The sequence below is a fragment of the Paractinoplanes brasiliensis genome, from assembly GCF_004362215.1.
GTDB lineage: Bacteria > Actinomycetota > Actinomycetes > Mycobacteriales > Micromonosporaceae > Actinoplanes > Actinoplanes brasiliensis.
The window spans coordinates 2,181,061-2,203,650 of the sequence record NZ_SNWR01000002.1 but is presented as its reverse complement, the minus strand read 5'-3'; the positions used below and the strand labels follow the sequence as shown (position 1 = coordinate 2,203,650).

The window sequence follows — 22,590 nt, the reverse complement described above, 5'->3', positions numbered from 1 at the left end:
GCCGATAGGGGACTGCGAGCAAACCAGTCCGGTGGCCGAGGCGCGTCCCGCCCATGATCAACCAGGCTGACAAGCCGGGACGTTCATGGGGGAAAGATGCTTACTCGACGGGCAATGCTGCGGGGGACCCTGCTCGCCGCGGGCGGTGCGGCCACCGCCCTGGCCGGCTCCGGCCAGGTCGAACACTGGCTCGGCTGGGACCGGCCACCGCTGGGCGGCGGGTACGCCTCGGCCGCCGACGACCTCGGCGCGGTGGCGCACGGCGGCGTGCACATCCACTACTTCAAGCCGGTCACCGAGAAACTGGTCGCGCTCACCTTCGACGACGGGCCGCTGCCGGACTACACCCCGCAGTTCCTCGACGTGCTCGACCGGGCCCAGGCGCCGGCCACGTTCTTCGTGGTCGGCCGGCACCTCGAGCAGCACGCCGGGCTGCTCCGCGGCCGCCTCGACCGGCACGAGGTGGCCAACCACTCCTGGTCGCACGACGACCTGGCCACGCTCGACCTGGCCGGGGCCCGCCGCGAGCTGGAGCGCACCCACGAGGCCATCAAGCGGCACACCGGCCGCGACGCCACGCTGATGAGACCCCCGTACGGGCATCTGGGCGGCTCGACCGTGCTGGCCGCCGACTCCCTGGGGTACGACATCGCGCTCTGGTCGCACCAGATGCGCGAGCGCAAGTACGCCGCCGACCCCGCCGCCCAGGCCCGCGACCTCATCGACACGGTGCGCCCCGGCTCGATCGTGCTGGCCCACGACGCCGGGGACAAGCGCCGCCTGGTCGCGCTGAAGGCCCTCCCCGCGTTGATCGAGGGCCTGCGCGACCAGGGCTACCGCTTCGTCACCGTCTCCGAGCTGGTCGGAGCCGCTTAGCCGCAGAGGGCCGTGTCGAGCGACTTGTCCAGGTGCTCGGCCGCCGACGCCTCGGCGACCATCGAGTTGACCGCGATCGAGGCCGCCTTGCCCGACGGGGCGATTCCCACGTACGTCACGTAGCCGGGCGCGATGCCGCCATGCGTCCACGCGAACCCGCCGCAGGTGAGCTTGAAGGTCGCCAGGCCCAGGCCGTACCGCGAACCCCCGACGGTGTCGAAGCCGGGCGCGTCCACCGTCTTCTTCATCTCGGCCAGCTCGGCCGGCTTGAGCAGCTTGCCTCCGAGCAGCCCGGCCAGGAACGTGTTGATGTCGCTGGGCGTGCCGACCAGCGCCCCCGCCGCCCACCCGGCCGACGACTCCGACTCGCTGATGTCGACCGGGGGGTTGCCGCCGACCGCGGGGAAGTAGCCGCGCGGGTGCGCGCCTCGGATCGTCGTCTCGCCGTCGGCCGGCCAGTACGTGTGCCGCAGCCCCAGCGGCTCGATGATGCGCTTGGTGATCTGCTCGCCGACCGGGCGTCCGGTGACCTTCTGCACGATCAGCCCGGCCAGGATGTAGTTGGTGTTGGAGTACACGAACTTCTCGCCCGGCTTCGACTCCGGCGCCCGCGCGAAGGCGACCTTGAGCAGGTCGTGCGGCTCGTAGTAGGTGTGCAGCGCGTTGAGGAAGTCGGTGAACAGCTCGTCGTCGTAGTCCGGCAGCCCGCTCGTCTGCTGCAGCAACTGCCGTACGGTGATCTTCCGCCCGTCGATCCCGCCGGCGCCGCGCACCAGGCCCGGCAGGTACGTCTCGACCGGCTCGTCCAGTTCGACCTTGCCCTCGCCGACCAGCTGCAGGACCACGGTCGCGGTGAACATCTTGGTGTTGCTGGCGATCCGCACCCGCGCGTCGGCCGGCATCTTCTTGCCCGTACGCAGGTTCCCGGCCCCGGCGGCGTAGTGGCGCACCCGCCCGTCGGCCTGCCGCACCGACGCCGACGCCCCCGGGAACTTGTCCACGCTGACCAGGCTGTTCAGGCTCCGCTGCACCGGATCGACCCGGCCGGCCGTGGCGGGGGCGGCCGCCACCGCGCCGCCGGCCGCCAGGCCACCCAGGACGGCGAGTGAGGTGAGGGTCTTGCGCATCGGTTGTCTCCCTGCGTCGAGGTGCCGTTTCGGACACGCTCAGCCTGCCGCCGCCGCGCACGATGATCGATCCCGCTGCCGGGACAAACCGGGGTACAGCCTGCTGTACCCCGGGGGAGTTTGCGCACCCTGTGGAGGGATGGCCCGCGGCCGCCCCGATCAAGCAGGGACGGTTGTAGCGTCCTCGGACCGGACAAGACGACGAACGGGGGAACCATCGTGAAGTCTGCACTCCATCGCACCCTCAGCACGCTGGCCGTGGTCGGGGCGCTCGTGGCGACCAGCGGGGCCGTCGGCGCCGCGGCCGCCGCCGTGAACGCCAAGCCGCTGCGCGCCGAGATCGTCCAGGTGGTGGCGAAGCCGCTCCGCGCCGAGTGACCGGTTCTTGACTTCGAGCGCACTCGAAGGGGCAGCATCCGACGGCATGACAGAGATCGTGCTGGGAGCAATGCTGTTCGGGACCAGGATCGGCGAGCGGGACTCGTTCGCCCTGCTCGACCGGTTCGTCGAACTCGGCGGCCGGTGGATCGACACCGCCAACAACTACGCGTTCTGGGAGCACCCGTCGGGCCTGGGCGGGCACAGCGAGCAGGTGATCGGCCGCTGGCTGGCCGCCCGGCCCGGCATGCGCGAACGGGTGCTGATCAGCACCAAGTGCGGGGCCGAGCCGACCGACCCGGCCCGCGGGCTCGAAGCCATGGAGGGGCTGGCCGCGCCCACGATCCGGCAGGCCGTCACCGGCAGCCTGCGGCGCCTCGGAGTGGATCACGTGGACATGTACTGGGCCCATGTGGAGGACCGGTCGGTGCCGCTCGCCGAGACCGCCGGCGTGTTCGGTGAGCTGCTCCGCGAGGGCCTGACCCGGCGTACGGGGGCCTCGAACACCCCGGCCTGGCGGGTCGAGCAGGCTCGCGCCCTGGGCAGCGGCTGGTCGGCGTTGCAGTTGCGGCACTCGTACGCGCAACCCCGTCCCGGCGCGGCCCTGGAGTCGTGGTCGCACCGGCAGGTGTTCCCGGAGACCCTCGACTACGTACGCTCGACACCCGGCCTCGACCTGTGGGCGTACTCGACGCTCATCAACGGGGCGTACGGGCGGGCCGACCGTCCGCTGGAGGAGGCGTACGACCACCCCGGCACCGCCCGGCGCCTGGCTCTGCTGTCCGAGGTGGCCGGTGAGCTGGGTGTTTCCCAGAACCAGGTGGTGCTGTCGTGGCTGCTCGGCGGTGACCCCGAGGTGTGGCCGATCGTCGGGGCGAGCACCGTGGAGCGCCTCGACGAGGTGATGGCGGCCCGCGATGTCAAGCTTGACCCCGCCGTACGGGAAAGGCTCGACGCCGCCAACTAAGCGAAGAATCACCCGGATCGGGCGGTGCGGACCCCTGAGGATGCCTTCATCCGGTACCCTGCAGGACTGCACCGCCGATCCGGGGAGCCGCCAGCATGAAGAAGCCCATCGTGTCGCTGATCGTGATCGGCGTCGCGGGCGTCGTGGCCGCCGTCGCCGGCACCGCCGCGGCCCAGGAACGCTCCCAGGCAACTCCGGCAAGGCAGGCGGCCCCGGCGGCCCAGGCTGCTCCGGCGGCGCAGGGAGTTCCCGCCGTGCCCGCCTTCGCGACTCCCGCCCCGCTCCCGGCCGTGTCCTCGGCCGACAAGGGCCTCACCTACCACCAGGCCAGCCAGGTCGTCACGGTCAAGAAGGGCACGGCCCGCGTCGCCACCGTCACGCTGACCACGGCCGAGTACGCCGCCAAGTCGGCCACGGCCACCCTCGCGGTCCGGGCCGACCGTCCGTTCACGATCGACCCGGCCCTGTTCACGGTTTACGACCTCGAGGGCTGGGAGAACGAGCCTGCCCAGCGCAAGCGGGTCCGCTTCGAGCCCGGCGCCGGCACCCTCAAGCTGACCTTCCCCAAGACGGCCGCCCGCCCGATGGCCCTCGGCTGGGTCCCGCAGCTCGACAAGGAAGCCGCCGCCGTCTGGGAGCGCTGACCCCCCCGGAGGTGGCATGCCGGCACGCGCTCAGGTTGCCGCGTGCTCGGGTCGTCTCGTGCTCGGGTCGTCTCGTGCTCGGGTCGTTGCTTGCTCAGGTCGTCGCTTGCTCAGGTCGTCGCCGCGAAGCGCTGCACAAGCTCGGTCCGGCCCGCCACCACGAGCTCGGCGTGTTCGGGCACCACGGTCTCGGGGGCTGCGTACACGAAATCCGTGCCGTGGGTCTTGACGCCGACAACCGTGATGCCGTGCCGGCTGAGCAGGGCCAGGTCGGCCAGGGTGCGTCCGGCCGAGTCGCGCGGGGCCCGGGTCCTGGCGATGGCGAACCCGTCGTCGAACTCGAAGAAGTCGAGCATGCGGCTGGCGATCAGGTGGGCCACGCGCTCACCCATGGTGATCTCCGGATGGATCACGTGGTGGGCGCCGACCGAGCGCAGGATCCGGCCGTGCTTGGGTGAGACCGCCTTGGCCCAGATGTCACCCACACCCAGCTCGCTCAGGGTGACCACGGTGAGCACGCTCGCCTCGATGTCGTTGCCGATCCCCACGACCGCCCGGTCGAACTCCTTGATGCCGACCTGCAGCAGCGCGTCCTCGTCGGTGGCGTCGGCCTGCACCACATGGGTCAGCCTGTCCGACCACTGCTGCACCAGTTCGGGGTCCTCGTCGATGCCGAGCACCTCGTGACCCAGGCGCAGCAGCGAGTCGGCCACCTGCCCGCCGAACCGGCCCAGCCCGATGACCACCACGTTCTCGTCGTCCTTCTCAGCCAACGATGGGTCGCTCCTCCGGATACCTGTACCGCCGTTGACGGGTGTTGAGGGCCAGTGCCGACGCGACGGCGACCGTCCCGACACGACCGATGAACATCATCGCACTCAGGACCAGCTGCCCGGCCGCGGACAGCTCGCCGGTGAGCCCGGTGGTCAGACCGGCCGTGCTGAACGCCGACATGATCTCGAACAGGGCCCTGTCGAACGGCACCCCGTCGGTCATCACGAGCAGCACCAGCGTGCCCGTGGCGACTGTGGCCGCCCCGAGGAACGCGACCGTGCCGGCCTGCCGCTGGGTGGCCTCGGCGATGCGGCGACGCCCGATCACCACGTCGCGCTCGCCGCGCACCTCGGCCCAGATCACGTACGCGAGCAGGAGGAACGTCGTGACCTTGATGCCGCCCGCGGTGCTCGCGCTGCCGCCGCCGATGAACATCAGCGCGACCACGACGGCCGACGTGTCCTCGTTCATCGCGCCGTAGTCAACCGTGTTGAAGCCGCCCGAGCGGGGGATCGTGCCCTGCACGAACGCTGCCAGGATCTTTCCCGGCACGCCGAGCGGGCCCAGCGTCGCGGCGTTGCCCCACTCGAGGGCCAGCACTGCCGCGAACCCGGCCACCAGCAGCACCAGCGTGCCGCCCACGGTGAGCCGGGTGTGGGTCGACCAGGCGGCGGGCCGGCGCGTCTGGCGGCCGATCTCGTGGAGCACCGGCACGCCGATGCCGCCCACGATCACGCCCAGGGTCAGCGGCACGCAGATCCACCAGTCGCCGGCGAAACCGGTCAGGCCGTCGCTGCGCAGCGAGAAACCGCAGTTGTTGAAGGCCTGGACGGCGTTGAACACCCCCTCCCACGCGGCCTGGCCCCAAGGGACGTCGTAGGCCAGGTGCAGCCGGGCGGCGAAGATCGTCGCGATCACGGTCTCGCCCGCGAGCATGACGACGGCGGCCAGCACCAGCACCTGCCGTACGTCGCCGTGGGCCACCCCGGTGTTGGTCTCGACCCCGGCCATCATCCGTCCGCGCAGCCCCAGCCGCTGCGACACCAGCAGCCCGGCCAGCGTCGCGATCGTGGTGATGCCGAACCCGCCGGCCTGGGTCAGCACCGTCAGCAGCACGTGCCCGAACCCGGACCAGTAGGTGGCCGTGTCGGCGATCGTCATCCCGGACGTGGTGACCGCCGAGGTCGCCGTGAACAGCGCCGTCAGCAACGAAGGCGATTCCGGCCCGGCCCGCGAGACCGGCAGGAGCAGCAACGCGGTGCCGACCGCGATCGCCCCAAGAAACGCCACCGTCACGGTCCGCGCCGGACGGGGACGGGCGGGGCGCATCAGAGAGTTATACCCCACTCCCGATCATGCCCGGCGGCTGCTGCCGGTATCGCGAGCGCAGCCGACGGCGGGCCTGATGGCGGTCGCGGCGGTTTTCGGTGCGCCGCATCTGCGCCCACTCGCGGTGGCCCTTGCTCTCGCAGCGGCGGTACCAGTACGACGCCGTGCCCGCCCAGTGGCATCCGCCCCGGGCGTCGCCCAGCCCGGCCGTGTCGCGGTTGATCTCGTCGGGCAGGGTGCACGGCCCGAACCGGTGATCGTGATGCGGCCGGCACGCGGTCATCGGCGCGTCGGCCATCTGGACCCACCACGGGCGGGTCTTGTCTGTCCTGCTCATACGGTCGCCTTCCGGCTCCGTGCCGCCCCGGGCCGGGGCGGTCGCTAGGACGGGTGCATCGTGATCAACCTCCGGGCGGCGTCGCGTAACGGTGTCCACGATACCGGGGGAGCACCCGACCCCCTACGACAGAGCTATCCGGAACGGCTCCGCGGAGGGACGCCCCGGACGTAACCGTGGCACGAGTCTTCTCGGCATGGATCTGACGCAGGCCGTGCTCGAGCACCCCTACCTGGTGCTCGGTCCTCTCGTGCTCCTGGAGGGTCCGGCCGCCACGATCACCGCGGGGACGCTCGTGTCGGCCGGCGCGGCGGCGTTCTGGCCGATCTGGCTGATCATCGTGCTGGCCGAGGTGGCCGGTGACACCCTGCTCTACCTCGTCGGCCGCGCCGCCCGCCGGCCGTGGGTGGCCGTCTGGCTACGCAAACTCAAGCTGGGCAGGCCGGCCGACGTCCCGCTGCCACGGCTGGTCATCACCGCCAAGATCGTCGACGTCGTCGCCCTGCCCGCCTTCGTGTGGGCCGGGCTGTCCCGGATCTCGTACCGCCGGTTCGCCGCCTGGGTGGGGGCCACTGCCGCCGTACGCGGTCTGCTCCTGATCGGTCTCGGGGCGCTGCTCGGCACCCAGCTCACCGCGCTGCTCGCGTTGCCGGGCGGCATCTTCCTGCTCACCGGGGCGGTCGCCGTGCCGGTGTTCGGCTTCCACCTCGCCATGAAGCGCTACTACCGACGAAAGGGCACCGTCTGATGCGCGTCCTCGTTCATGCCGGGGTGGCCCGGTGACCGCCACGACCGTCCGGGCCGTCGGCGGCCAGTGGTACCGCCGGACCCAGCTGAGCCTCGCCCTGGCCACGGTGGCCGGCGCGGCGCTGCTCGTGGTCGGCGACGTCGACCCGGTGAACCAGATGCTCAGCGAGTCGATCTCGACCGTGCCCGGCGCCGTCCTGCTCGTCCTGGCGTCGTGCGGCTTGGCCGCGGCAGGGGTCTGGCTGCTGGCCGGTGTCCGCCGCGCGTTCCCGCCGGACGGGCTGACCGGGTTGCTGACCGTGCTGATCGGGGCGTGGCCGGTGTCGCTGATCGCGCTCGCGGTCTTCCCGACCAACCTGTCCGGAACCGAGCCCGGGGTGGCCGCGGTCGTCCATCGGGGCGCGGCCGGCGTGATGGCCGTCCTGCCCCCTCTTTTCGCCCTGCTCGTCGCACATCTGGCCGGGCGGCGGGCGTCGACCGGCCGGGTGCGCGCGCTGCGGGCCGCGGGCTGGTCGGCGGTGGTCGCGTGCCTCGTCTTCGCCCTGGTCAACGGCCCTGCCGTGCTGCTTGATCAAGGCCTTCCCGCGTACGCGGGACTGGCTGAACGCATCCTCCTGGCGCTCGTGCTGGTCGTGGTCGGCCTCTGCGCCTGGGTTCTCGAAGCGGAGGAGGGATCCCGGTGGAGTTGATGCACTGGATCGAGTCCCTGATGACCTCGCCCGTCGTCTACCTGGTCGTCCTCGTGCTGGCGCTGCTCGACGCGTTCCTGCCGATCGTCCCGGCGGAGACCGTTGTCATCGCGGCCGCCGTCTTCGCCGTGTCCGGCATCCCGTCGTTGCCGCTGATCATCGTGCTGGCCGCGGTGGGCGCGTTCATCGGCGACCACATCGGGTATGCCCTCGGCCGGCTCCTGCGCACCCGCCGCCGGGACGGCCGCCTTGCCCGGCTCGCCGGCAGGGTCGGCCCGCACCTGCATCGCCGGGGCGGCGCGCTCATCATCGCGGGCCGCTTCGTCCCCGGGGGCCGCACCGCGGTCGTCACGGCCGGCGGCGCGACCGGTTACCCCCTGCGCCGCTTCTCGCTGTTCACCGGCATCGCCGCCGTCGTCTGGGCCACGTACTCCGGCCTGGTCGGCTACCTGGGCGGCGCGGCCTTCGAGTCGAACCCGGCGCTGGGGCTGGCGACCGGGCTCGGCCTCGCCCTGGCGATCACCGCGCTGTCCGAGCTGGGCCGCCGGCTGTGGGGCCGCCGCCGGCGTGACAACGTCCCCGTCGAACCGGAGGACGACACCCGGGTCCTCGTCGCCGCCGGCGCCGTCCGGCCGTCACCGGCCCGCGCACCGGGCTGGTCAACCGGGCGCGGATCACCGAGCGCCTGACCGCCGGGCGGCCATTTGCCGGGCATCGCTTCCGGCAAATCGTGTCGATGGAACGCTCGACCGTGCTCCGCAACGCTCCGGTGAGCTTGCTGACCGGCGGTGACCGGGCTTGCGACGTACGGTTGAGGGGTGTTTCTCATCTTCGGAGTGCGTGGCAAAGACAAGATCGTCGGCTCGCGGCTGGGGGTGTGCGAGGTCTGCGGGGCCACGGCGGCGCAAACCCTGATCCGGCGTACGACGAAGTTCAGCCTGTTCTTCGTGCCGTTGTTCCCGGTGCGGCCCGCCCGCCACTTCGTCGCCTGCACCAACTGCGGCCGGCTGCGCAACGCCGCCCGGGAGGAGCTGATCCCGGCCTGACCGTGGCGCTTCCGCGGCGGCGTACGGGCTGACACCATGTGATGCGCTGACCACTGTGGACCGAGGGGGAGCGCATGACGGACCCGCGACTGGACACGAGCACGCCGCACTCGGCGCGGCTGTGGAACTACTGGCTCGGCGGCACCGACAACTTCCCGGTCGATCGGGAGGCCGGGGACGTGATCGCGGGGATCCTGCCGTCGATCGTCACGCTCGCTCAGGAGGACAGGAAGTTCCTGCGCCGCTCGGTGCGGCACCTGGTTGCCGAGGGCGGGATCCGGCAGATCCTCGACATCGGCTCGGGGCTGCCCACCGCCGACAACACGCATCAGGTGGCTCAGGCCGTCGCGCCGGAGACGCGGGTGGTCTACGTCGACAACGATCCGCTGGTGCTCGTGCACGCCCGCACGCTGCTGACCGGCAGCGCCGAGGGGCGGACGGAGTACGTCGAGGCCGACCTCAACGACCCGGAAACGATCCTGCGTGCCGCCGCGGACACGCTCGACTTCGGCCGGCCGGTCGCGCTGACGCTGCTCGGGATCCTGCACTTCCTGCGGGACGACGAGGCCGCGCTGGCCGCCGTCCGCACGCTGGTCGACGCCGTGCCCGCCGGCAGCTGCCTGGTGGTCGCGCACGGCTGCGACGACATCAACACCGGCGAGGCCAAGCGGATCGTGGACTTCTGGAACGAGCGCGGCACCCCGAAGATCAAGTATCGGAGTGCCGCGCAAATCGGCCGCTTCTTCGACGGGCTGCGGCTGCTGGAGCCCGGAGTGGTGCCGTGCAACCGCTGGCGTCCGGACACCGGCGCCGGCGATGTCGACGTCAATCAGTACTGCGGGGTGGCCATCAAGGACTGAGCCGCGTGGGCCCCGCGTCCGGGTGGCTCCCGCGTCCGGACGCTCCTGGCGGGTCCCGCATCCGGGCGGGTCACGCCCGTCCGGCCGGTTGTGCCGGCTCGGCACGGCCGCGCCCGCCCGGGTGGTCAGGCGGGGACGGTCATGCTGCGGTGCAGGTCACGGCCGGGGACGTGTTGGTGCCTGTGCTCGAGGCGGTGAAGCCCCACGTCGTCGTTCCCCCGGCGGCCAGGCTGCCGTTGTAGGACATGTTGCGGGCGGTGATCGTGCTGCCCGAGGTGGTCACCGCCGCGTTCCAGGTGTTGGTGAACTGCTGCCCGCTGGGCCACGTCCAGGCGACGGTCCACCCGCGGATCGCCGACTGGCCGGCGGTGACGGTCACCGCACCCTGGAAGCCGCTGCCCCACGAGCCGGTCACCGCGTACGTGGCCGTGCAACCACCCGTGGGCGGCGCGGTCGTGGGCGGAGTGGTCGGGGGAGTGGTGGGAGGCGTCGTGGGCGGAGTGGTCGGGGGAGGGGTCGGCGGTGTCGTCGTCCCGCCGTAGATGGTCGCCTCGCGTGCGGTCGCCTTGATGCCGTTGGCACCGTTGAAGAGCCGCTCGCCCCACGAGGTCAGCTGGGACGCGTTGAAGTTCGTCACCATGTCGAGGTATTCGACCCCGCCGCCGTTGCCGCTCCACGACCAGCCCAGGTAACCGATGCCGCGGGCCTGGGCGGTGGCCAGGATGGCGTCCTCGTCCGGGTTGCCGTCGGAGTGGTTGTGCCCGAACTCGCCGATCACCAGCGGCAGCCCGGCGGTCTGGAACCGTCCGACGTAGTCGGTGATCTCGGCCGCGGTGTCGAACACGCCGTACATGTGGATGCTGAAGATGGTGTTCTTCTGCGGGTCGGCGGCGAACACCGAGGCCGCGTTGTCTCGCATGACGAACTGCCAGTCCTGACCCCAGTTGGGCGCGTCGACCATGATGGCGTGCGCGAACCCGGCGGCGCGCAGGCGGCTGATCGCGGTCTTGGTGTCGTTGATCCAGCCGGTGGCGTTCTGGTTCCCGTACGGTTCGTTCCCGATGTTGAGGATGACGTAGTTCTCCTGGCCGTCCAGGGCGCTCTTGATCCCGATCCAGTAGTCGGTGGCGCGGGCCAGCGTGGTGGCGGCCGCGTCCTCGCCGTACCCGGTGGTGTCGTGGGCCTCGAGCACGCAGATCAGGCGCAGCCGCTTGCACTCGGCGATCACCCGGGACACGTCGGCGGCGTCGTTGCGGGTCCACCGGTCGCCGGTGCTGAGCACGACCCGTACGGTGTTGGCGCCCAGCGCCTTGATGTCGGCGAGCGACGAGAACCGGTCGGCGTACCAGGTGTGGGCGTGGTTGACGCCGCGCATCACGAACGGGTTGCCGTTGGCCTCGAGGATCTGGGTCCCGCTGACCCTGATGCCGGTGGCGGCGGCGGCCGGCTGCGCGGTGACCGTCAACGCCAGTCCGGCCGCGGCGGCCACGGCGGCAAGCCCGGCCAGCCATCTGTTTCGCATCTTCATTTCGTCACCTCACGGAATCCGAAACCGGGGGATGGGGTGAGCATTATGGGAGCGCTCCCAAGAAGACTGAGTGAGGGTGACAGCGTTGTCAACCATTCGGAAACATCAATGTAATCAAGCCTCGCGGCAGGCCGCGCCCAAGGCGTACGGCCGGGGTGGTGAGCGCGCGGGAAGGCGGGGCGGCCGAGGCGCGGACGGTCAGGATCGGTTTCCCGTACGCTTCGACGATGCGGCTTCGGTTCGACACTCGCGGGTCGGACTCCCCGTGGGTCAGCGAGGTGTGGACCTGCACGAGTGAGCAGGTCGCCGAGATGACGTCGGTTGCCACTGTGACCTGGGGGCTGGTGTTCTGGCAGCAGCGGGGCCGTTCGTACGCGGCGGTCACCGGGCCCGAGACGGCGACAGGCGCGGCGCCCGTGCCCGAGGGCGCCACCTTCACCGGCATCCAGTTCGCCGTCGGCACATCGCTGGCCGCCCTGCCCACCCGGGCACTGGTCGACAGCGGCCTCGAACTGCCTGACACCGCCGCCTGGTCGTTCCGGCTCGCCGGCCACCGCTGGGAGACGCCCCGCCCGGACGACGCCGAGGCCTTGGTCGGACGGCTGGTCCGTGCGGGCGCGGTGGTGCGGGACCCGCTCGTGGCCGAGGTCCGCCGCGGCGGGCGCCCCGATGTCAACCCGCGCACCCTGCAGCGCCGGTTCCGTTCGGCGACCGGCCTGGCCGAGGGCACTGTGCGCCAGATCGAGCGGGTCACCGAGGCCTCGTTGCGGCTGGCCGGCGGGGCCGAGGTCGCCGATGTCGTCACCGCCCTGGGCTACTTCGACGAGCCGCACCTGGCCCGCGCCCTGCGCCGCTACGTCGGCCGCACCGCCCGCCAGCTGCGCGAGGGGGCGGGCGGCGCGATCGCACTCAACCTGTAGCGGGGCCGCACAGCCCGCCGCGCCCGGCCTCTAGCGCTTGACGTCGTAGATCAGCTTCAGGATCCCGTTCTTGTACGCCTCGGACGAGCGCAGCGTCAGCAGGCGCTTGTCGTTGTCCTCGCGGCTGAACAGGCTCTTGCCCGCGCCCAGCAGCACCGGGTAGACGAGCAGGTGGTAGCGGTCGATCAGGTTCGCCTCGGACAGCCGCCGCACCAGCTCGCCGCTGCCGTGGATGAAGATCGCGCCGCCGTCACCGTTCCTGAGCTGGGCGACGTCGTCCGTGGAGCGCAGGATCGTCGTCTCGCCCCACCCCTCGGCGAGCTTGTCGTCGCTCAGGGTGCTCGACACCACGTACTTGGGAAGGTCCTTGTAGTCGGCGTGGTCGGGCGAGTCGATCCAGAACGGCGCGAACGCCTCGTAGCTGCGCCGGCCGAACATCAGCGCCGACGTCTCCTCGAGCTCCTCGCCCTTGAGCGCGTACGCCTCGGGCAGGAACTCGATGTCCTGAAAGGTCCAGCCGCCGCTGCGGTGCCCCTCGCTCGGGCCGCCGGGGGAGTCCATGACGCCGTCGAGCGAGACGAACGCCGTACACACGATTTCACGCATGCGCTCACCCTAGGAAACGTCCCCGGCGAGGTCTTGGACGAAAACGACAGTGGTCTGAACCGACAAGTGCGGCGGGCTCATGTTGTCGGCAGCGCCAAAGACAAGCGGTGCCCGTGCTCGGCAGTCTGCTGTGACACGCAGCACGTGGAGGCACGATGAAGGCTTGGCGATGCGCGGCCGCGCTGGGAACCCTGGTGCTCCTGGCCGCTTGCGGTGACGACGGCGGCGGTGGCGAGAGCGGTCGTCAGCCCGTCAACGGTAAGACGTTCACGATGGCTGTCCCGGGCGACCCCGGCAACCTCGATCCTCATTTCACGTCCCTGTCGGTCACCGGTCAGGTCGACCGCTTCCTCTACGACTCGCTCCTCGGGTTCGCCCCGGACGGCAAGACGCTGCCGGGCCTGGCCGAGAAGTGGGAGTCGACCAGCACCACTGCCACGTTCACGCTCCGCAAGGGCGTCACGTGCGCGGACGGTACGCCGCTGACGGCCGCCACGGTGGCCAAGAACATCTCGTTCGTCGGCGACCCCAAGAACTCCTCGACCCGGATCGGCCTGTACGTGCCGGCCGGCGCCAAGGCCACGGCCGACGAGGCAGCCGGCACCGTCACCGTGACCGCCCCGGCGCCGGACGCGTTCCTCGAGCGCAACCTGGGCGGCCTGCCGATCGTCTGTGAGAAGGGCCTGGCCGACCGGACCAAGCTCAAGCAGGCGTCCGAGGGCACCGGCATGTACACGGTGACCGAGGCCGTGCCGGACGACCACTACACGCTCACCCGGCGCAAGGAGTACGCGTGGGGGCCGGGCGACTTCCAGGCCGACACGGTGGGCCTGCCCGACAAGGTGGTGATCCGGGTGATCCCGAACGAGACCACCACGGCCAACCTGGTGCTCTCGGGCGAGGTCAACGTGGCCCGGTTCACCGGCCCGGACACCGCCCGCCTGCAGGGCGACCAGTTCCTCAAGCGTGACGTGCTGGCCCCGACCGGCGAGATCTGGTTCAACCAGAAGGCCGGCCTGCCCACCGCCGACCTGAAGGTGCGCGAGGCGCTGGTGCAGTCGCTCGACCTCGGCCAGATGCAGCAGGTCTTCACCAGTGGCCGCGGGACGGCCGCGACCGGTCTGGTCGCCCCGGCGCTGACCCCCTGCAAGGGCGACAACGTGGCCGGCAACCTGCCCGCCTTCGACGCCGCCGCGGGCAAGGCCGCCCTGGCGGGCAGCGCCGCGGCGGGCAAGAAGCTGGTCGTCGCCTGGGGCGCAACCGGCAACCCGGGTGCGCAGGCCGCGGCCGAGCTGCTGCAACAGCAGTGGCAGGCGGCCGGCGTACAGGTCGAGCTGAAGTCGGTCACCACCACGCAGGTCGGTCAGATCGCCGCCGGGCAGCTCGCCTGGGACGTGGCGATGTTCCCGATCGGCGTCACGCTGCCCAGCCAGCTCGTGCCGTTCCTGTCGGGGCCGACGCCGCCGGACGGGGCCAACTTCGGCTCGTTCGACAACAAGGACTACCAGGCGGCGGTGGCCGAGGCGCAGAAGCTGACCGGCGAGGCGGGGTGCGACAAGTGGAACGCGGCCGAGAAGGCGGTGGTGTCGAACCTCGACCTGGTGCCGTTCGCCAACTCCAACGCGCCGTCGATCGGCAACGGGGCCGAGTTCGACCTCTCCGAGGGTGACGTCGATCCGTCGTCCATCCGCATGCTGGGCTGACCGGGGCGGACATGACGATCACGGCGGAAACCCCGAAGCTCAAGGCCCCGAGGATGAGCCTGGCCGACAACCCCTGGGTGCGGTTCGGCCTGCGCCGGGCCGGGCGGCTGGTGGTGTCGGTCTGGGTGCTGGTGACCGCCGCGTTCCTGATGATCCACGTGCTGCCCGGCGACCCCGTACGGGCGGCACTGGGCCCCACCGCCCCGGTCGCGCTGATCGAGCAGCGGCGCGAGGCGCTGGGGTTCAACGACCCGCTCTGGCTGCAGTACGCGCATTACCTGCGCAACCTGCTGACCGGTGACCTGGGCGTCTCGATGACGTCCGGGTTACCGGTACAGGAGGTGATCTCGGCCCGGCTCGGTTCCACGGTCGAGATGGCGCTGCTGGCGTTCGCGGTCGCCGTGGTCGTCTCGGTGCCGCTGGGCCTGCTGATGGCGGTGCTGGCCGGCAACGGGCGGGGCCGGGGCGGGGACTGGGCGCTGACCTCGGCCGGCGTCGTGGTGGCGACCATCCCCGAGTTCCTCATGGCGGTCGGGCTGGTGTTCGTGTTCAGCGTGCAGCTCGGCTGGTTCCCGGTGGCCGGGCGCTCCGGCCCCGACTCGTACGTGCTTCCGGTGTTGTCGCTGGCCATCGGCCCGGCCTTCATGCTGGCCCGGATCGTGCGGGTGGAGCTGCTGGCCGTCCTGCAGACCGACTACATCCGCACGGCGCGGGCCAAGCGGCTGCGCGCCGGGGCGATCTATCTGCGGCACGCGCTGCCCAACGCGCTGACCGCCACCCTGACCATCGGCGGCCTGCTGCTGGGCGCGCTGGTCGCCGGCACCGTGCTGATCGAGAACATCTTCGCCTGGCCGGGCCTGGGCGGCACCATCGTCCAGTCGATCCTGGCCAAGGACTATCCGGCAGTGCAGGGCGTGGTGCTGGTCTACGGCGTCGGCGTGCTGCTGATCAACCTGGTGGTGGACGTGGCGCTGGCCGTGCTCGACCCCCGCTCGGCGATCCGGGAGAGCTGATGGCCGCCCCTCTCAACAGCGCCCCTCTGGAGGATCTGACGCCGAGCGCGCCGAGGGCGGCCCGGCGCTGGACCGCCGCCCTGCGCAGCCCGCTCGGGATCACCGCCGCCGTCCTGCTGCTCGCGGTGCTGGTGCTGGCGGTGGTGGCCCCGCTGATCTGGCAGGACCGGGCCGACACGGTGCAGTCCGCCGAGATCCTGCAGGGCCCGTCGGCGGCGCACCCGGTCGGCACCGACCTGCTGGGCCGCGACATCCTGGCCCGGGTGCTGGTCGCCACCCGGATGTCGGTGGGACTGGCCCTGCTGGCCACCGCGATCGGGGTGACCGCCGGGCTGCTGCTCGGCACCGCACCCACGTTGCTGGGCCGCCGCGTGGGCCGCTGGATCGGCGCGCTCATCAACATCGCCGTCGCCTTCCCGTCGCTGCTGCTCGCGCTCTTCTTCGCGGTGATCTTCGGGGTCGGGGCCCGGGGCGCCGTGCTGGCGATCGGCTTCGCGACCGCGCCCGGCTTCGCGCGTCTCACCCAGACGATGGCCGCGACCATCTCCGGCCGTGACTTCATCGCCGCCGCCCGGGTGGCCGGGATCGGCCGCGTCCGGATCCTCCTGCGCCACGTGCTGCCCAACATCGCCGAGCCTCTGGTGGTCTCGGCGACGATGGCGCTCGGCGCGGCGCTGCTGTCGTTCGCCGGCCTGTCCTTCCTCGGGCTGGGCGTGCAGGCGCCCGGTTACGACTGGGGCCGGCTGCTCGGCGAGGGCCTGGCCCAGATCTACGTGCACCCGGCCGGAGCGCTGGCCGCCGGGGTCGCCGTCGTGCTGGCCGCGATGGCGTTCAACCTCACCGGCGAGGCCGTCGCGCGTGCCATCGGCCTGCGTTCGCCCCACCCCGGCAGGAGCGCCGGCCGGGCGCCGGATCACGAGCTTCCCCGCGCCGAACCCGGACCCGGCGGTCCCGAGCAGCCGCTTCTGGCGGTGGAGAACCTCCGGGTCGGCTTCGGGGAGGTCACCCCCGTACGGGGTGTCAGCCTGACCGTGCGGCGCGGCGAGGCGATCGGCATCGTCGGCGAGAGCGGCTCCGGCAAAAGCCTCACCGCGCTCGCCATCGCGCAGCTGGTCGCGCCGCCCGGACGCGTCGACGCCGACCGCCTCGAATTCCTGGGCGCCGACCTCACCGGCCCCGGCCGCAAGGAACACCGCCGCCTGCTCGGCACGTCGCTCGCCATGGTCTTCCAGGACCCGATGACCTCGCTCAACCCCGTGCACCGGGTGGGCCGGCAACTGGCCGAGGTGGTCCGCGAGCACCAGGGCGCCGATCGGCGCTCGGCCTGGCGGCGGGCCGTGGACCGGCTTTCCGCCGTACGCATCCCCGACGCCGCCCGCCGCGCCAAGCAGCTGCCGCACGAGTTCTCCGGCGGCATGCGGCAACGCGCCATGATCGGCATGGGCGTGATGGCGAACCCGGCCCTGATCATCGCCGACGAGCCGACCACCGCCCTCGACGTCACCGTGCAACGCCAGGTGTTGCAGCTGCTGGCCGGCGTCCGCGCCGCGGAGCGGGTCGGGCTGCTGTTCATCAGCCACGACGTCACCGTGGTGGGGCAGGTCTGCGACCGGGTGCTGGTCATGTACGCCGGCCGGATCGTCGAGGACCTGCCGACGGCCGGGCTGCTGCACGACGCCCGCCACCCGTACACCCGGGCCCTGGTGGCGGCGGTGCCCGACATGACGACCGACCGGGACGCGCCGCTGGCCGTGATCCCGGGACGGCCACCCGACCCGCACAACCTGCCCGCCGGATGCCCGTACGCCCCCCGCTGCCCCCTCGCGAGCGAGCGCTGCCGCACCGAGGATCCACCCCTGACCGCGTACGGGGAAGGTCGAAGGGTTGCCTGCTGGCACGCCGACCTCGCCCCGGCCGTGGTCCCCGACGACCAGATCGCCGCACCCCTGGGAGGAGAAAGACCATGACCGTCGACACCGAGCACTGGACCCGGCGACTGGCCGAACTGGCGGAACGACACGACGTACCCGGCGCCACGCTGGGGATCCTGCGCGACGGTGAGATCGGCGAGGCCGCGTACGGGGTCCTGAACCTGCGGACGGGCGTCGAGGTCACCACCGACTCGCTGTTCCAGATCGGCTCGATCAGCAAGGTGTGGACCGCCACGCTGGTCATGCAGCTGGCCGACGAGGGCAAGCTGCAACTGGACGCGCCGCTGATCGAGGTGCTGCCCGAGCTCAAGCTCAGCGACCCGCAGGTCACGGCGAAGGTCACCATGCGGCACCTGCTCACCCACACCAGCGGCATCGACGGCGACATCTTCACCGACACCGGCCGCGGCGACGACTGCCTCTCCAAGTACGTGACGGGGCTGGCCGACGCGGCGCAGAACCACCCGCTCGAAGCCACCTGGTCCTACTGCAACAGCGGGTTCTCGCTGGCCGGGCGGGTGATCGAGAAGCTGACCGGCGGCAGCTGGGACACCGCCGTACGGGAAAAGCTGGTGACTCCGCTCGGGCTGACCCGCACAGTGACCCTGCCCGAGGAGGCGCTGCTGCACCGGGCCGCCGTGGGGCACGTCACCCACGACGGCAAGCAGGCCGTGGCGCCGGTGTGGGGGATCCCGCGCTCGGCGGGACCGGCCGGCTCGATCGTGTCGACAGTGGCCGACCTGCTGACGTTCGCCAAGATGCACCTGGACGGGGGCGGGGACGTGCTGAGCGCGGCGAGCGCCGCCGCCATGGCCGAGCACCAGGTCGAACTGCCCGACAAGCACACCCTCGGCGACTCGTGGGGCCTGGGCTGGGAACGCGCGGGCTGGGACGGCCACCGCGTGATCGGGCACGACGGCAACACCATCGGCCAGGCCTCGTTCCTGCGGCTCCTGCCCGAGCAGGGCTTCGCCGTCGCGTTGCTGACCAACGGGGGCAACGGCGCCAAGCTGTACGAGGAGCTGTACCGAGAGATCTTCGCCGAGCTGACCGGGGTGCCCGTCCCGCACCCGCTCGGGCCGCCGTCCACCCCGGTCGACGTCGACCCCACCCCGTACGTGGGTGTCTACGAGCGGGCCAGCATCCGCCAGGAGGTCAGCATCGGCGAGAACGGGCCGGTCATGCGGCTGTGCATCACCGGGCCGATGGCCGAGGTGCTGCAGGACGAGCCGGTCACCTACCCGATGGTGGCGGTCGCGCCCGACCTGTTCGTCTGCCAGGACCCGGAGACCGGCAACTGGGTGCCGGCCACCTTCTACCAGCTGCCCACCGGCGAGAAGTACGTGCACTTCGGCGCCCGGGCGACACCGCTGTGCGCGAGCTGACCTTCGACGACGTGACCGTGCGCTTCGGCTCCCGCCGCCGGGGCACGGTCGCCGTCGACAACGTCAACCTGGTCGTGCCGGCCGGGCAGGTCGTCGGGCTGGTCGGCGAGTCCGGCTCGGGCAAGTCGACCCTGGCCCGCGCCGCGGTCGGGCTCGCGCCGCTGACCGCGGGGCAGATCCGGCTGGACGGGCGGCCGATCGGCGAGCTCAAGACCCGTCCGCTGCAGATGATCTTCCAGGATCCGTACTCCGCGCTCGACCCGCGGATGAGCATCGGCGCCTCGATCGCCGAGGCGATGCCCCGCGGTGCCGATCGGCGCTCCGAGGTGCCTCGGCTGCTCGAACTCGTCGGTTTGCCCGCCGACCGGGCCGGCGCCCGCCCCGACGAGCTCTCCGGCGGGCAGCGGCAGCGGGTGGCGCTGGCCCGCGCGCTGGCCGGGCAGCCCGAGGTGATCGTGGCCGACGAGATCACCTCGGCCCTCGACGTCTCGATCCAGGGCGCGGTGCTCAACGTGGTCCGCGAGCTGCAGCGCCGGATGCGGCTGACCATGCTGTTCATCTCGCACAACCTGGCCGTGGTGCGCTACGTCAGCGACATCGTGGCGGTGATGCGGCACGGGCGGATCGTCGAGTACGGCCCGGTCGAGCAGGTGCTGCTGAACCCGCGCCACGACTACACCCGCGAACTGCTGGAAGCCGTGCCGCGTCCGGGCGCGCCCCTCGGCCGATGACACTAGGCTCGTCGGGCATGAGCCAGCTGCCGCGCGCCAGCCTCGGGCGGGTCCTCGACGACCTCGGGGCCACGCTGCTGGAACTGGTGCACGGCGACCCGCTCTCGACCGAGCCGATCGCCGGCATCGCCATCCACGACCCGTACGACGAACCGCATCTGCCCACCCCCGCGCTGGTGCTCGGGGTGGGGCTGCGCGAACCGGCGGAGATCGCTGCCCTGCTGCGGGCGCTCGGCCCCCAGGGCGCGGCCGGTTTGATCGTACGGGGTCCCGTGCCGCTCGGCGACGAGCTGCGCCTGGCCGCCGAGGAGTCAGGAGTGGCGCTGCTGGCCCTGACCCGTGGCGCCTCCTGGGCCCAGCTGGCCGCGCTGCTGCGCTCGATGCTCAGCCAGGGCGACGTCGGCGACGTCGGCCCCGAGATGCTCGGCGGTCTGCCCTCCGGCGACCTGTTCGCCCTGGCCAACGCGGTCGCCGCGCTGGTCGACGCCCCGGTCACCATCGAGGATCCCGATTCGCGCGTGCTCGCCTTCTCGGGCCGCCAGGAGGAAGCCGACGAGTCCCGGGTCGAAACCATCCTGGGCCGCCAGGTGCCCGAACGTTTCGCCCGCATCCTGTCCCGCGCCGGGGTGCTGCGCGACCTGCACCGCAGCGCCGACCCGGTGTTCGTGGCCCCGCCGCCCACCGCCCCCGGCGAGTTCTCGGTCCCACGGGTCGCGGTGGCCGTACGCGCGGGCGACGAGTTCCTCGGTTCCATCTGGGCCGCCGTGCACGAGCCGCTCACCCCCGACCGGTCCCGCGCCTTCAGCGACGCCGCCAAGCTGGTCGCCCTCCACATGCTGCGCCTGCGCGCCGGCGCCGACGTCGAACGCCGCCTCCGAACGGAGCTGGTCGGCACCGCTCTGGAGGGCGGCACCGGGGCCCGCGAGGCGCTGGCCCGCCTCGGCCTGGCCGATCAGCCCCTCATCGTGCTGGCCCTGGCCCCCGCCGCGCCCGACGGGGCCGAAGACCGTTCCGGGCCGGCCGCCGCCCGCCAGCGCCTGGCCGACGCGCTGGCCATGCACCTGAGCGCCGTCCACGCGGGCAGCGCCGTGGCCCTCCTCGGCGACGTGACCTACGGCTTGCTCCCGGTGACCACCTCGGAACGCGCGGCCCGCGTGGCCACGGAGTTCCTCGACCGGGTGGGTGACCGGGTGCCCGCCCTGATCGGCGTGAGCCCGCCCGTCGCGTCGGCCGCCACGCCCTTGACCTCGCGCCCCGCCACTTCCCCCGCGGGGACTTCGTCTCCGCGTGCCGGTTCCACGGCGTCATCCGGCGCGTTTTCGGCTCCGCGTACCGGGTCTGTCACCTCGCTGGCGGAGGCGCGGGCGAGCGCCGACCGCGCGTTGCGGGTCCTGCGTTCCGGTTGTGGGCTGCGGGTTGCTCAACTCAGCGACGTCTACACCCGAGCCATGGTTCTGGAACTACGCGACGTCCTCGCCGCCCGGGGGGACACCCCGACTGGCCCCCTCGCACGCTTGATCGCCTACGACGCCGAACACAACGCCAACCTCGTCGAAACCCTGGCCGCCTGGCTCGACGCCTTCGGTGACGCCGTGGCGGCCGCCGCGGCCCTGCACGTCCACCCGAACACTTTCCGCTACCGCCTACGCCGCTTGGCCGAGGTGGGCGGCCTCGACCTGACCGACCCGGACGCCCGTTTCGGTGCCATGCTGCAGCTACGGGTCTTCCTGATCTGACCGCGTCCCCTCCGGCATCGCTTCTGCCGCGGCGGCCCTCCTCGCGCGCTGTCAGATCTACAGCCTAGTATCCTAGGACGCTCTAGGCAGTTTGCCCGCCGTCACTTCCAGGCCGCATTCCGAGCGTGACTTGGCGCTGACGGTCCCGTCGGCGGGTGAAGAGCAGGGCCGGAGCTGCCGACCTCGATTGCGGCAACCGTAAATGCCCCGACGATTCCGGCGAATCGGCCCGGCCACGCTTCGTGTCGCCTGACCGGGCTACTTGGTGACCACCTTCATCGCTGCGGCCTTTGCCGCGTCCCGCTCGGCCGGCATTCGCGCCCAGTCCGCGGCCACCCGCGCCAGCTCGTCGCGGTGCTCCTCCGCGAACACGGCCAGCTTGTCCCCGACAGCCACCTGAACCCGCGGCACCTGCGGACCCCGGCACTTCCAGTCCGCCGCCGCGGCTTTCTTCTCGAACGCGAGCGCCTCGGTCCAGCCCGGCACCGACGACGGGTTGTTCGCGCCGGCCGCCGACAGCGGCGGGTACTTGTTCAGCGCGGCGATCCGCGCTTCCGACGCCACACCCTCCGACACGGGCACGCCCTCCCGCGACATGCACGTCATGTAGTCGGCGCCCAAACTCGGCGCCGCCCTGTTCTGGACGTCCAGCAGCAGCAGATCAAGTGCCTCGGCCACCCGCGCCTGACTGCCCGGCACCGCAAGGTCCTCCGTACGGGCTGTCGCCGGCGCGCACGCGTTCTGCGCGGCCACCCACGCCTCCCGGTCCGCGCCGGCGGTCTTCAGCAGCGCCGGGTTGTCCTGCTCACCCGCCTCGGCCAGGGCGACCATCGACGCGGCCAGCCCGAAGTCGGTGCGCCGGGGCGCGAACGCCAGCAGCTCACCGGGGGTGATCAGGGAGTTCGGCGTCGCCGGCGGGGTGGTGTGGGCGGGCAGCTCAAACGGCGCCCCCATACCTGCCATGCACTCGCCGAGCGCGGCCTGCCACGCGTACCACTGCCGGTCCGTCCCGGCTTGCCGTTGCTGCGGGGTGCCGGACATCTGCTCGATGATCTCGGCGTATGTCTGCTGCCACGGCACGGCGGCGACGACGGACGGCTCGGCAGTCGTTCCCGGCCGGGCGCAGCCACCGGCCACGGCGGTCACAGTGAGCGTGGCGGCCGCCAGCGCACGAGTAGCCCTCATGGTGATCGTGTCTCTTTCGGGAGTGGGGAGCCCGGTCGGGTCATGCTCCACAACGAGCGACACGTGCGAGCGGACGAG

General features: G+C 72.0%; 23 protein-coding genes. 16 read left to right on the top strand and 7 right to left on the bottom strand.

Features of this window, described 5'->3' with window-relative positions; translation table 11 throughout:
• Window positions 1-96 precede the first annotated feature (96 nt).
• Complete coding sequence (locus C8E87_RS41950) at window positions 97-876, top strand: polysaccharide deacetylase family protein (RefSeq protein WP_133878881.1); 780 nt, start codon at window positions 97-99, stop codon at window positions 874-876.
• Here C8E87_RS41950 and C8E87_RS41945 read toward each other — a convergent pair.
• On the bottom strand, window positions 873-2,003 hold the full coding sequence (locus C8E87_RS41945) for a serine hydrolase domain-containing protein (protein ID WP_133878880.1): 1,131 nt from the start codon (window positions 2,001-2,003) through the stop codon (window positions 873-875). The genes C8E87_RS41950 and C8E87_RS41945 overlap by 4 nt on opposite strands.
• Before the next feature lie 219 nt (window positions 2,004-2,222).
• Between C8E87_RS41945 and C8E87_RS44145 the strand changes: the two genes are divergently transcribed.
• The 3 genes from C8E87_RS44145 to C8E87_RS41935 all read left to right on the top strand — a co-directional run bounded on the left by C8E87_RS44145 (window position 2,223) and on the right by C8E87_RS41935 (window position 3,992).
• The gene (locus C8E87_RS44145) at window positions 2,223-2,381 is read left to right on the top strand and encodes a hypothetical protein (protein ID WP_166661460.1); all 159 of its coding nucleotides are present in this window, start codon (window positions 2,223-2,225) and stop codon (window positions 2,379-2,381) included.
• Window positions 2,382-2,427: 46 nt separating this feature from the next.
• Window positions 2,428-3,348 (top strand): aldo/keto reductase, encoded by a 921-nt coding sequence (locus tag C8E87_RS41940; protein WP_133878879.1) that lies wholly within the window; start codon window positions 2,428-2,430, stop codon window positions 3,346-3,348.
• A gap of 95 nt (window positions 3,349-3,443) precedes the next feature.
• Window positions 3,444-3,992 (top strand): hypothetical protein, encoded by a 549-nt coding sequence (locus C8E87_RS41935; protein WP_133878878.1) that lies wholly within the window; start codon window positions 3,444-3,446, stop codon window positions 3,990-3,992.
• Between the two features lie 110 nt (window positions 3,993-4,102).
• Here the strand turns inward: C8E87_RS41935 and C8E87_RS41930 are convergent, their stop codons facing one another.
• The 3 genes from C8E87_RS41930 to C8E87_RS41920 are packed head-to-tail and all read right to left on the bottom strand — an operon-like array spanning window position 4,103 to window position 6,432.
• Window positions 4,103-4,765 carry a potassium channel family protein gene (locus C8E87_RS41930; RefSeq protein WP_133878877.1) on the bottom strand — a complete coding sequence of 221 codons (663 nt, stop codon included), beginning with the start codon at window positions 4,763-4,765 and terminating at the stop codon, window positions 4,103-4,105.
• Window positions 4,758-6,095 (bottom strand): TrkH family potassium uptake protein, encoded by a 1,338-nt coding sequence (locus tag C8E87_RS41925; protein ID WP_133878876.1) that lies wholly within the window; start codon window positions 6,093-6,095, stop codon window positions 4,758-4,760. Before C8E87_RS41925 ends, C8E87_RS41930 begins: the two co-directional genes overlap by 8 nt.
• Before the next feature lie 7 nt (window positions 6,096-6,102).
• Entirely contained in the window at window positions 6,103-6,432 is a 330-nt protein-coding gene (locus tag C8E87_RS41920) for a hypothetical protein (protein ID WP_133878875.1), read from the bottom strand.
• Window positions 6,433-6,628: 196 nt separating this feature from the next.
• Here C8E87_RS41920 and C8E87_RS41915 point away from each other — a divergent pair, with 196 nt between their 5' ends.
• From C8E87_RS41915 to C8E87_RS41895, 5 genes are all read left to right on the top strand, one after another.
• Window positions 6,629-7,180, top strand: a complete 552-nt coding sequence (locus C8E87_RS41915; RefSeq protein WP_133878874.1) for a DedA family protein — start codon at window positions 6,629-6,631, stop codon at window positions 7,178-7,180.
• 31 nt (window positions 7,181-7,211) lie between these two features.
• Entirely contained in the window at window positions 7,212-7,868 is a 657-nt protein-coding gene (locus C8E87_RS41910; protein WP_133878873.1) for a DUF998 domain-containing protein, read from the top strand.
• The gene (locus C8E87_RS41905; protein ID WP_133879282.1) at window positions 7,868-8,557 is read left to right on the top strand and encodes a DedA family protein; all 690 of its coding nucleotides are present in this window, start codon (window positions 7,868-7,870) and stop codon (window positions 8,555-8,557) included. Before C8E87_RS41910 ends, C8E87_RS41905 begins: the two co-directional genes overlap by 1 nt.
• Before the next feature lie 129 nt (window positions 8,558-8,686).
• Window positions 8,687-8,914: a zinc-ribbon domain-containing protein gene (locus C8E87_RS41900; protein WP_133878872.1), complete on the top strand. Its 228-nt coding sequence runs from the start codon at window positions 8,687-8,689 to the stop codon at window positions 8,912-8,914.
• Between the two features lie 74 nt (window positions 8,915-8,988).
• The gene (locus C8E87_RS41895) at window positions 8,989-9,774 is read left to right on the top strand and encodes an SAM-dependent methyltransferase (RefSeq protein WP_133878871.1); all 786 of its coding nucleotides are present in this window, start codon (window positions 8,989-8,991) and stop codon (window positions 9,772-9,774) included.
• A gap of 139 nt (window positions 9,775-9,913) precedes the next feature.
• Here C8E87_RS41895 and C8E87_RS41890 read toward each other — a convergent pair whose 3' ends face one another.
• Window positions 9,914-11,296 carry a cellulase family glycosylhydrolase gene (locus tag C8E87_RS41890; protein WP_133879281.1) on the bottom strand — a complete coding sequence of 461 codons (1,383 nt, stop codon included), beginning with the start codon at window positions 11,294-11,296 and terminating at the stop codon, window positions 9,914-9,916.
• A gap of 233 nt (window positions 11,297-11,529) precedes the next feature.
• Between C8E87_RS41890 and C8E87_RS41885 the strand changes: the two genes are divergently transcribed.
• A complete protein-coding gene (locus tag C8E87_RS41885; protein WP_133878870.1) occupies window positions 11,530-12,222 on the top strand; it encodes a helix-turn-helix domain-containing protein in 693 nt (230 codons plus the stop codon).
• A 30-nt stretch (window positions 12,223-12,252) separates the two neighbouring features.
• Here the strand turns inward: C8E87_RS41885 and C8E87_RS41880 are convergent, their stop codons facing one another.
• Window positions 12,253-12,828 carry a dihydrofolate reductase family protein gene (locus C8E87_RS41880; protein ID WP_133878869.1) on the bottom strand — a complete coding sequence of 192 codons (576 nt, stop codon included), beginning with the start codon at window positions 12,826-12,828 and terminating at the stop codon, window positions 12,253-12,255.
• Window positions 12,829-12,983: 155 nt separating this feature from the next.
• Between C8E87_RS41880 and C8E87_RS41875 the strand changes: the two genes are divergently transcribed.
• From C8E87_RS41875 to C8E87_RS41850, 6 genes are read left to right on the top strand one after another with little or no spacing between them, the layout of a single operon-like run.
• Complete coding sequence (locus C8E87_RS41875) at window positions 12,984-14,531, top strand: ABC transporter substrate-binding protein (protein WP_133878868.1); 1,548 nt, start codon at window positions 12,984-12,986, stop codon at window positions 14,529-14,531.
• An 11-nt stretch (window positions 14,532-14,542) separates the two neighbouring features.
• On the top strand, window positions 14,543-15,544 hold the full coding sequence (locus C8E87_RS41870) for an ABC transporter permease (RefSeq protein WP_239080190.1): 1,002 nt from the start codon (window positions 14,543-14,545) through the stop codon (window positions 15,542-15,544).
• On the top strand, window positions 15,544-17,511 hold the full coding sequence (locus C8E87_RS41865; RefSeq protein WP_133878867.1) for a dipeptide/oligopeptide/nickel ABC transporter permease/ATP-binding protein: 1,968 nt from the start codon (window positions 15,544-15,546) through the stop codon (window positions 17,509-17,511). Before C8E87_RS41870 ends, C8E87_RS41865 begins: the two co-directional genes overlap by 1 nt.
• The gene (locus C8E87_RS41860) at window positions 17,508-18,860 is read left to right on the top strand and encodes a serine hydrolase domain-containing protein (RefSeq protein ID WP_133878866.1); all 1,353 of its coding nucleotides are present in this window, start codon (window positions 17,508-17,510) and stop codon (window positions 18,858-18,860) included. Before C8E87_RS41865 ends, C8E87_RS41860 begins: the two co-directional genes overlap by 4 nt.
• Complete coding sequence (locus C8E87_RS41855) at window positions 18,848-19,591, top strand: ABC transporter ATP-binding protein (protein WP_133878865.1); 744 nt, start codon at window positions 18,848-18,850, stop codon at window positions 19,589-19,591. Before C8E87_RS41860 ends, C8E87_RS41855 begins: the two co-directional genes overlap by 13 nt.
• 17 nt (window positions 19,592-19,608) lie before the next feature.
• Window positions 19,609-21,327 carry a PucR family transcriptional regulator gene (locus C8E87_RS41850; RefSeq protein WP_133878864.1) on the top strand — a complete coding sequence of 573 codons (1,719 nt, stop codon included), beginning with the start codon at window positions 19,609-19,611 and terminating at the stop codon, window positions 21,325-21,327.
• A gap of 258 nt (window positions 21,328-21,585) precedes the next feature.
• Here the strand turns inward: C8E87_RS41850 and C8E87_RS41845 are convergent, their stop codons facing one another.
• On the bottom strand, window positions 21,586-22,512 hold the full coding sequence (locus C8E87_RS41845) for a hypothetical protein (RefSeq protein ID WP_133878863.1): 927 nt from the start codon (window positions 22,510-22,512) through the stop codon (window positions 21,586-21,588).
• Window positions 22,513-22,590: the final 78 nt, after the last annotated feature.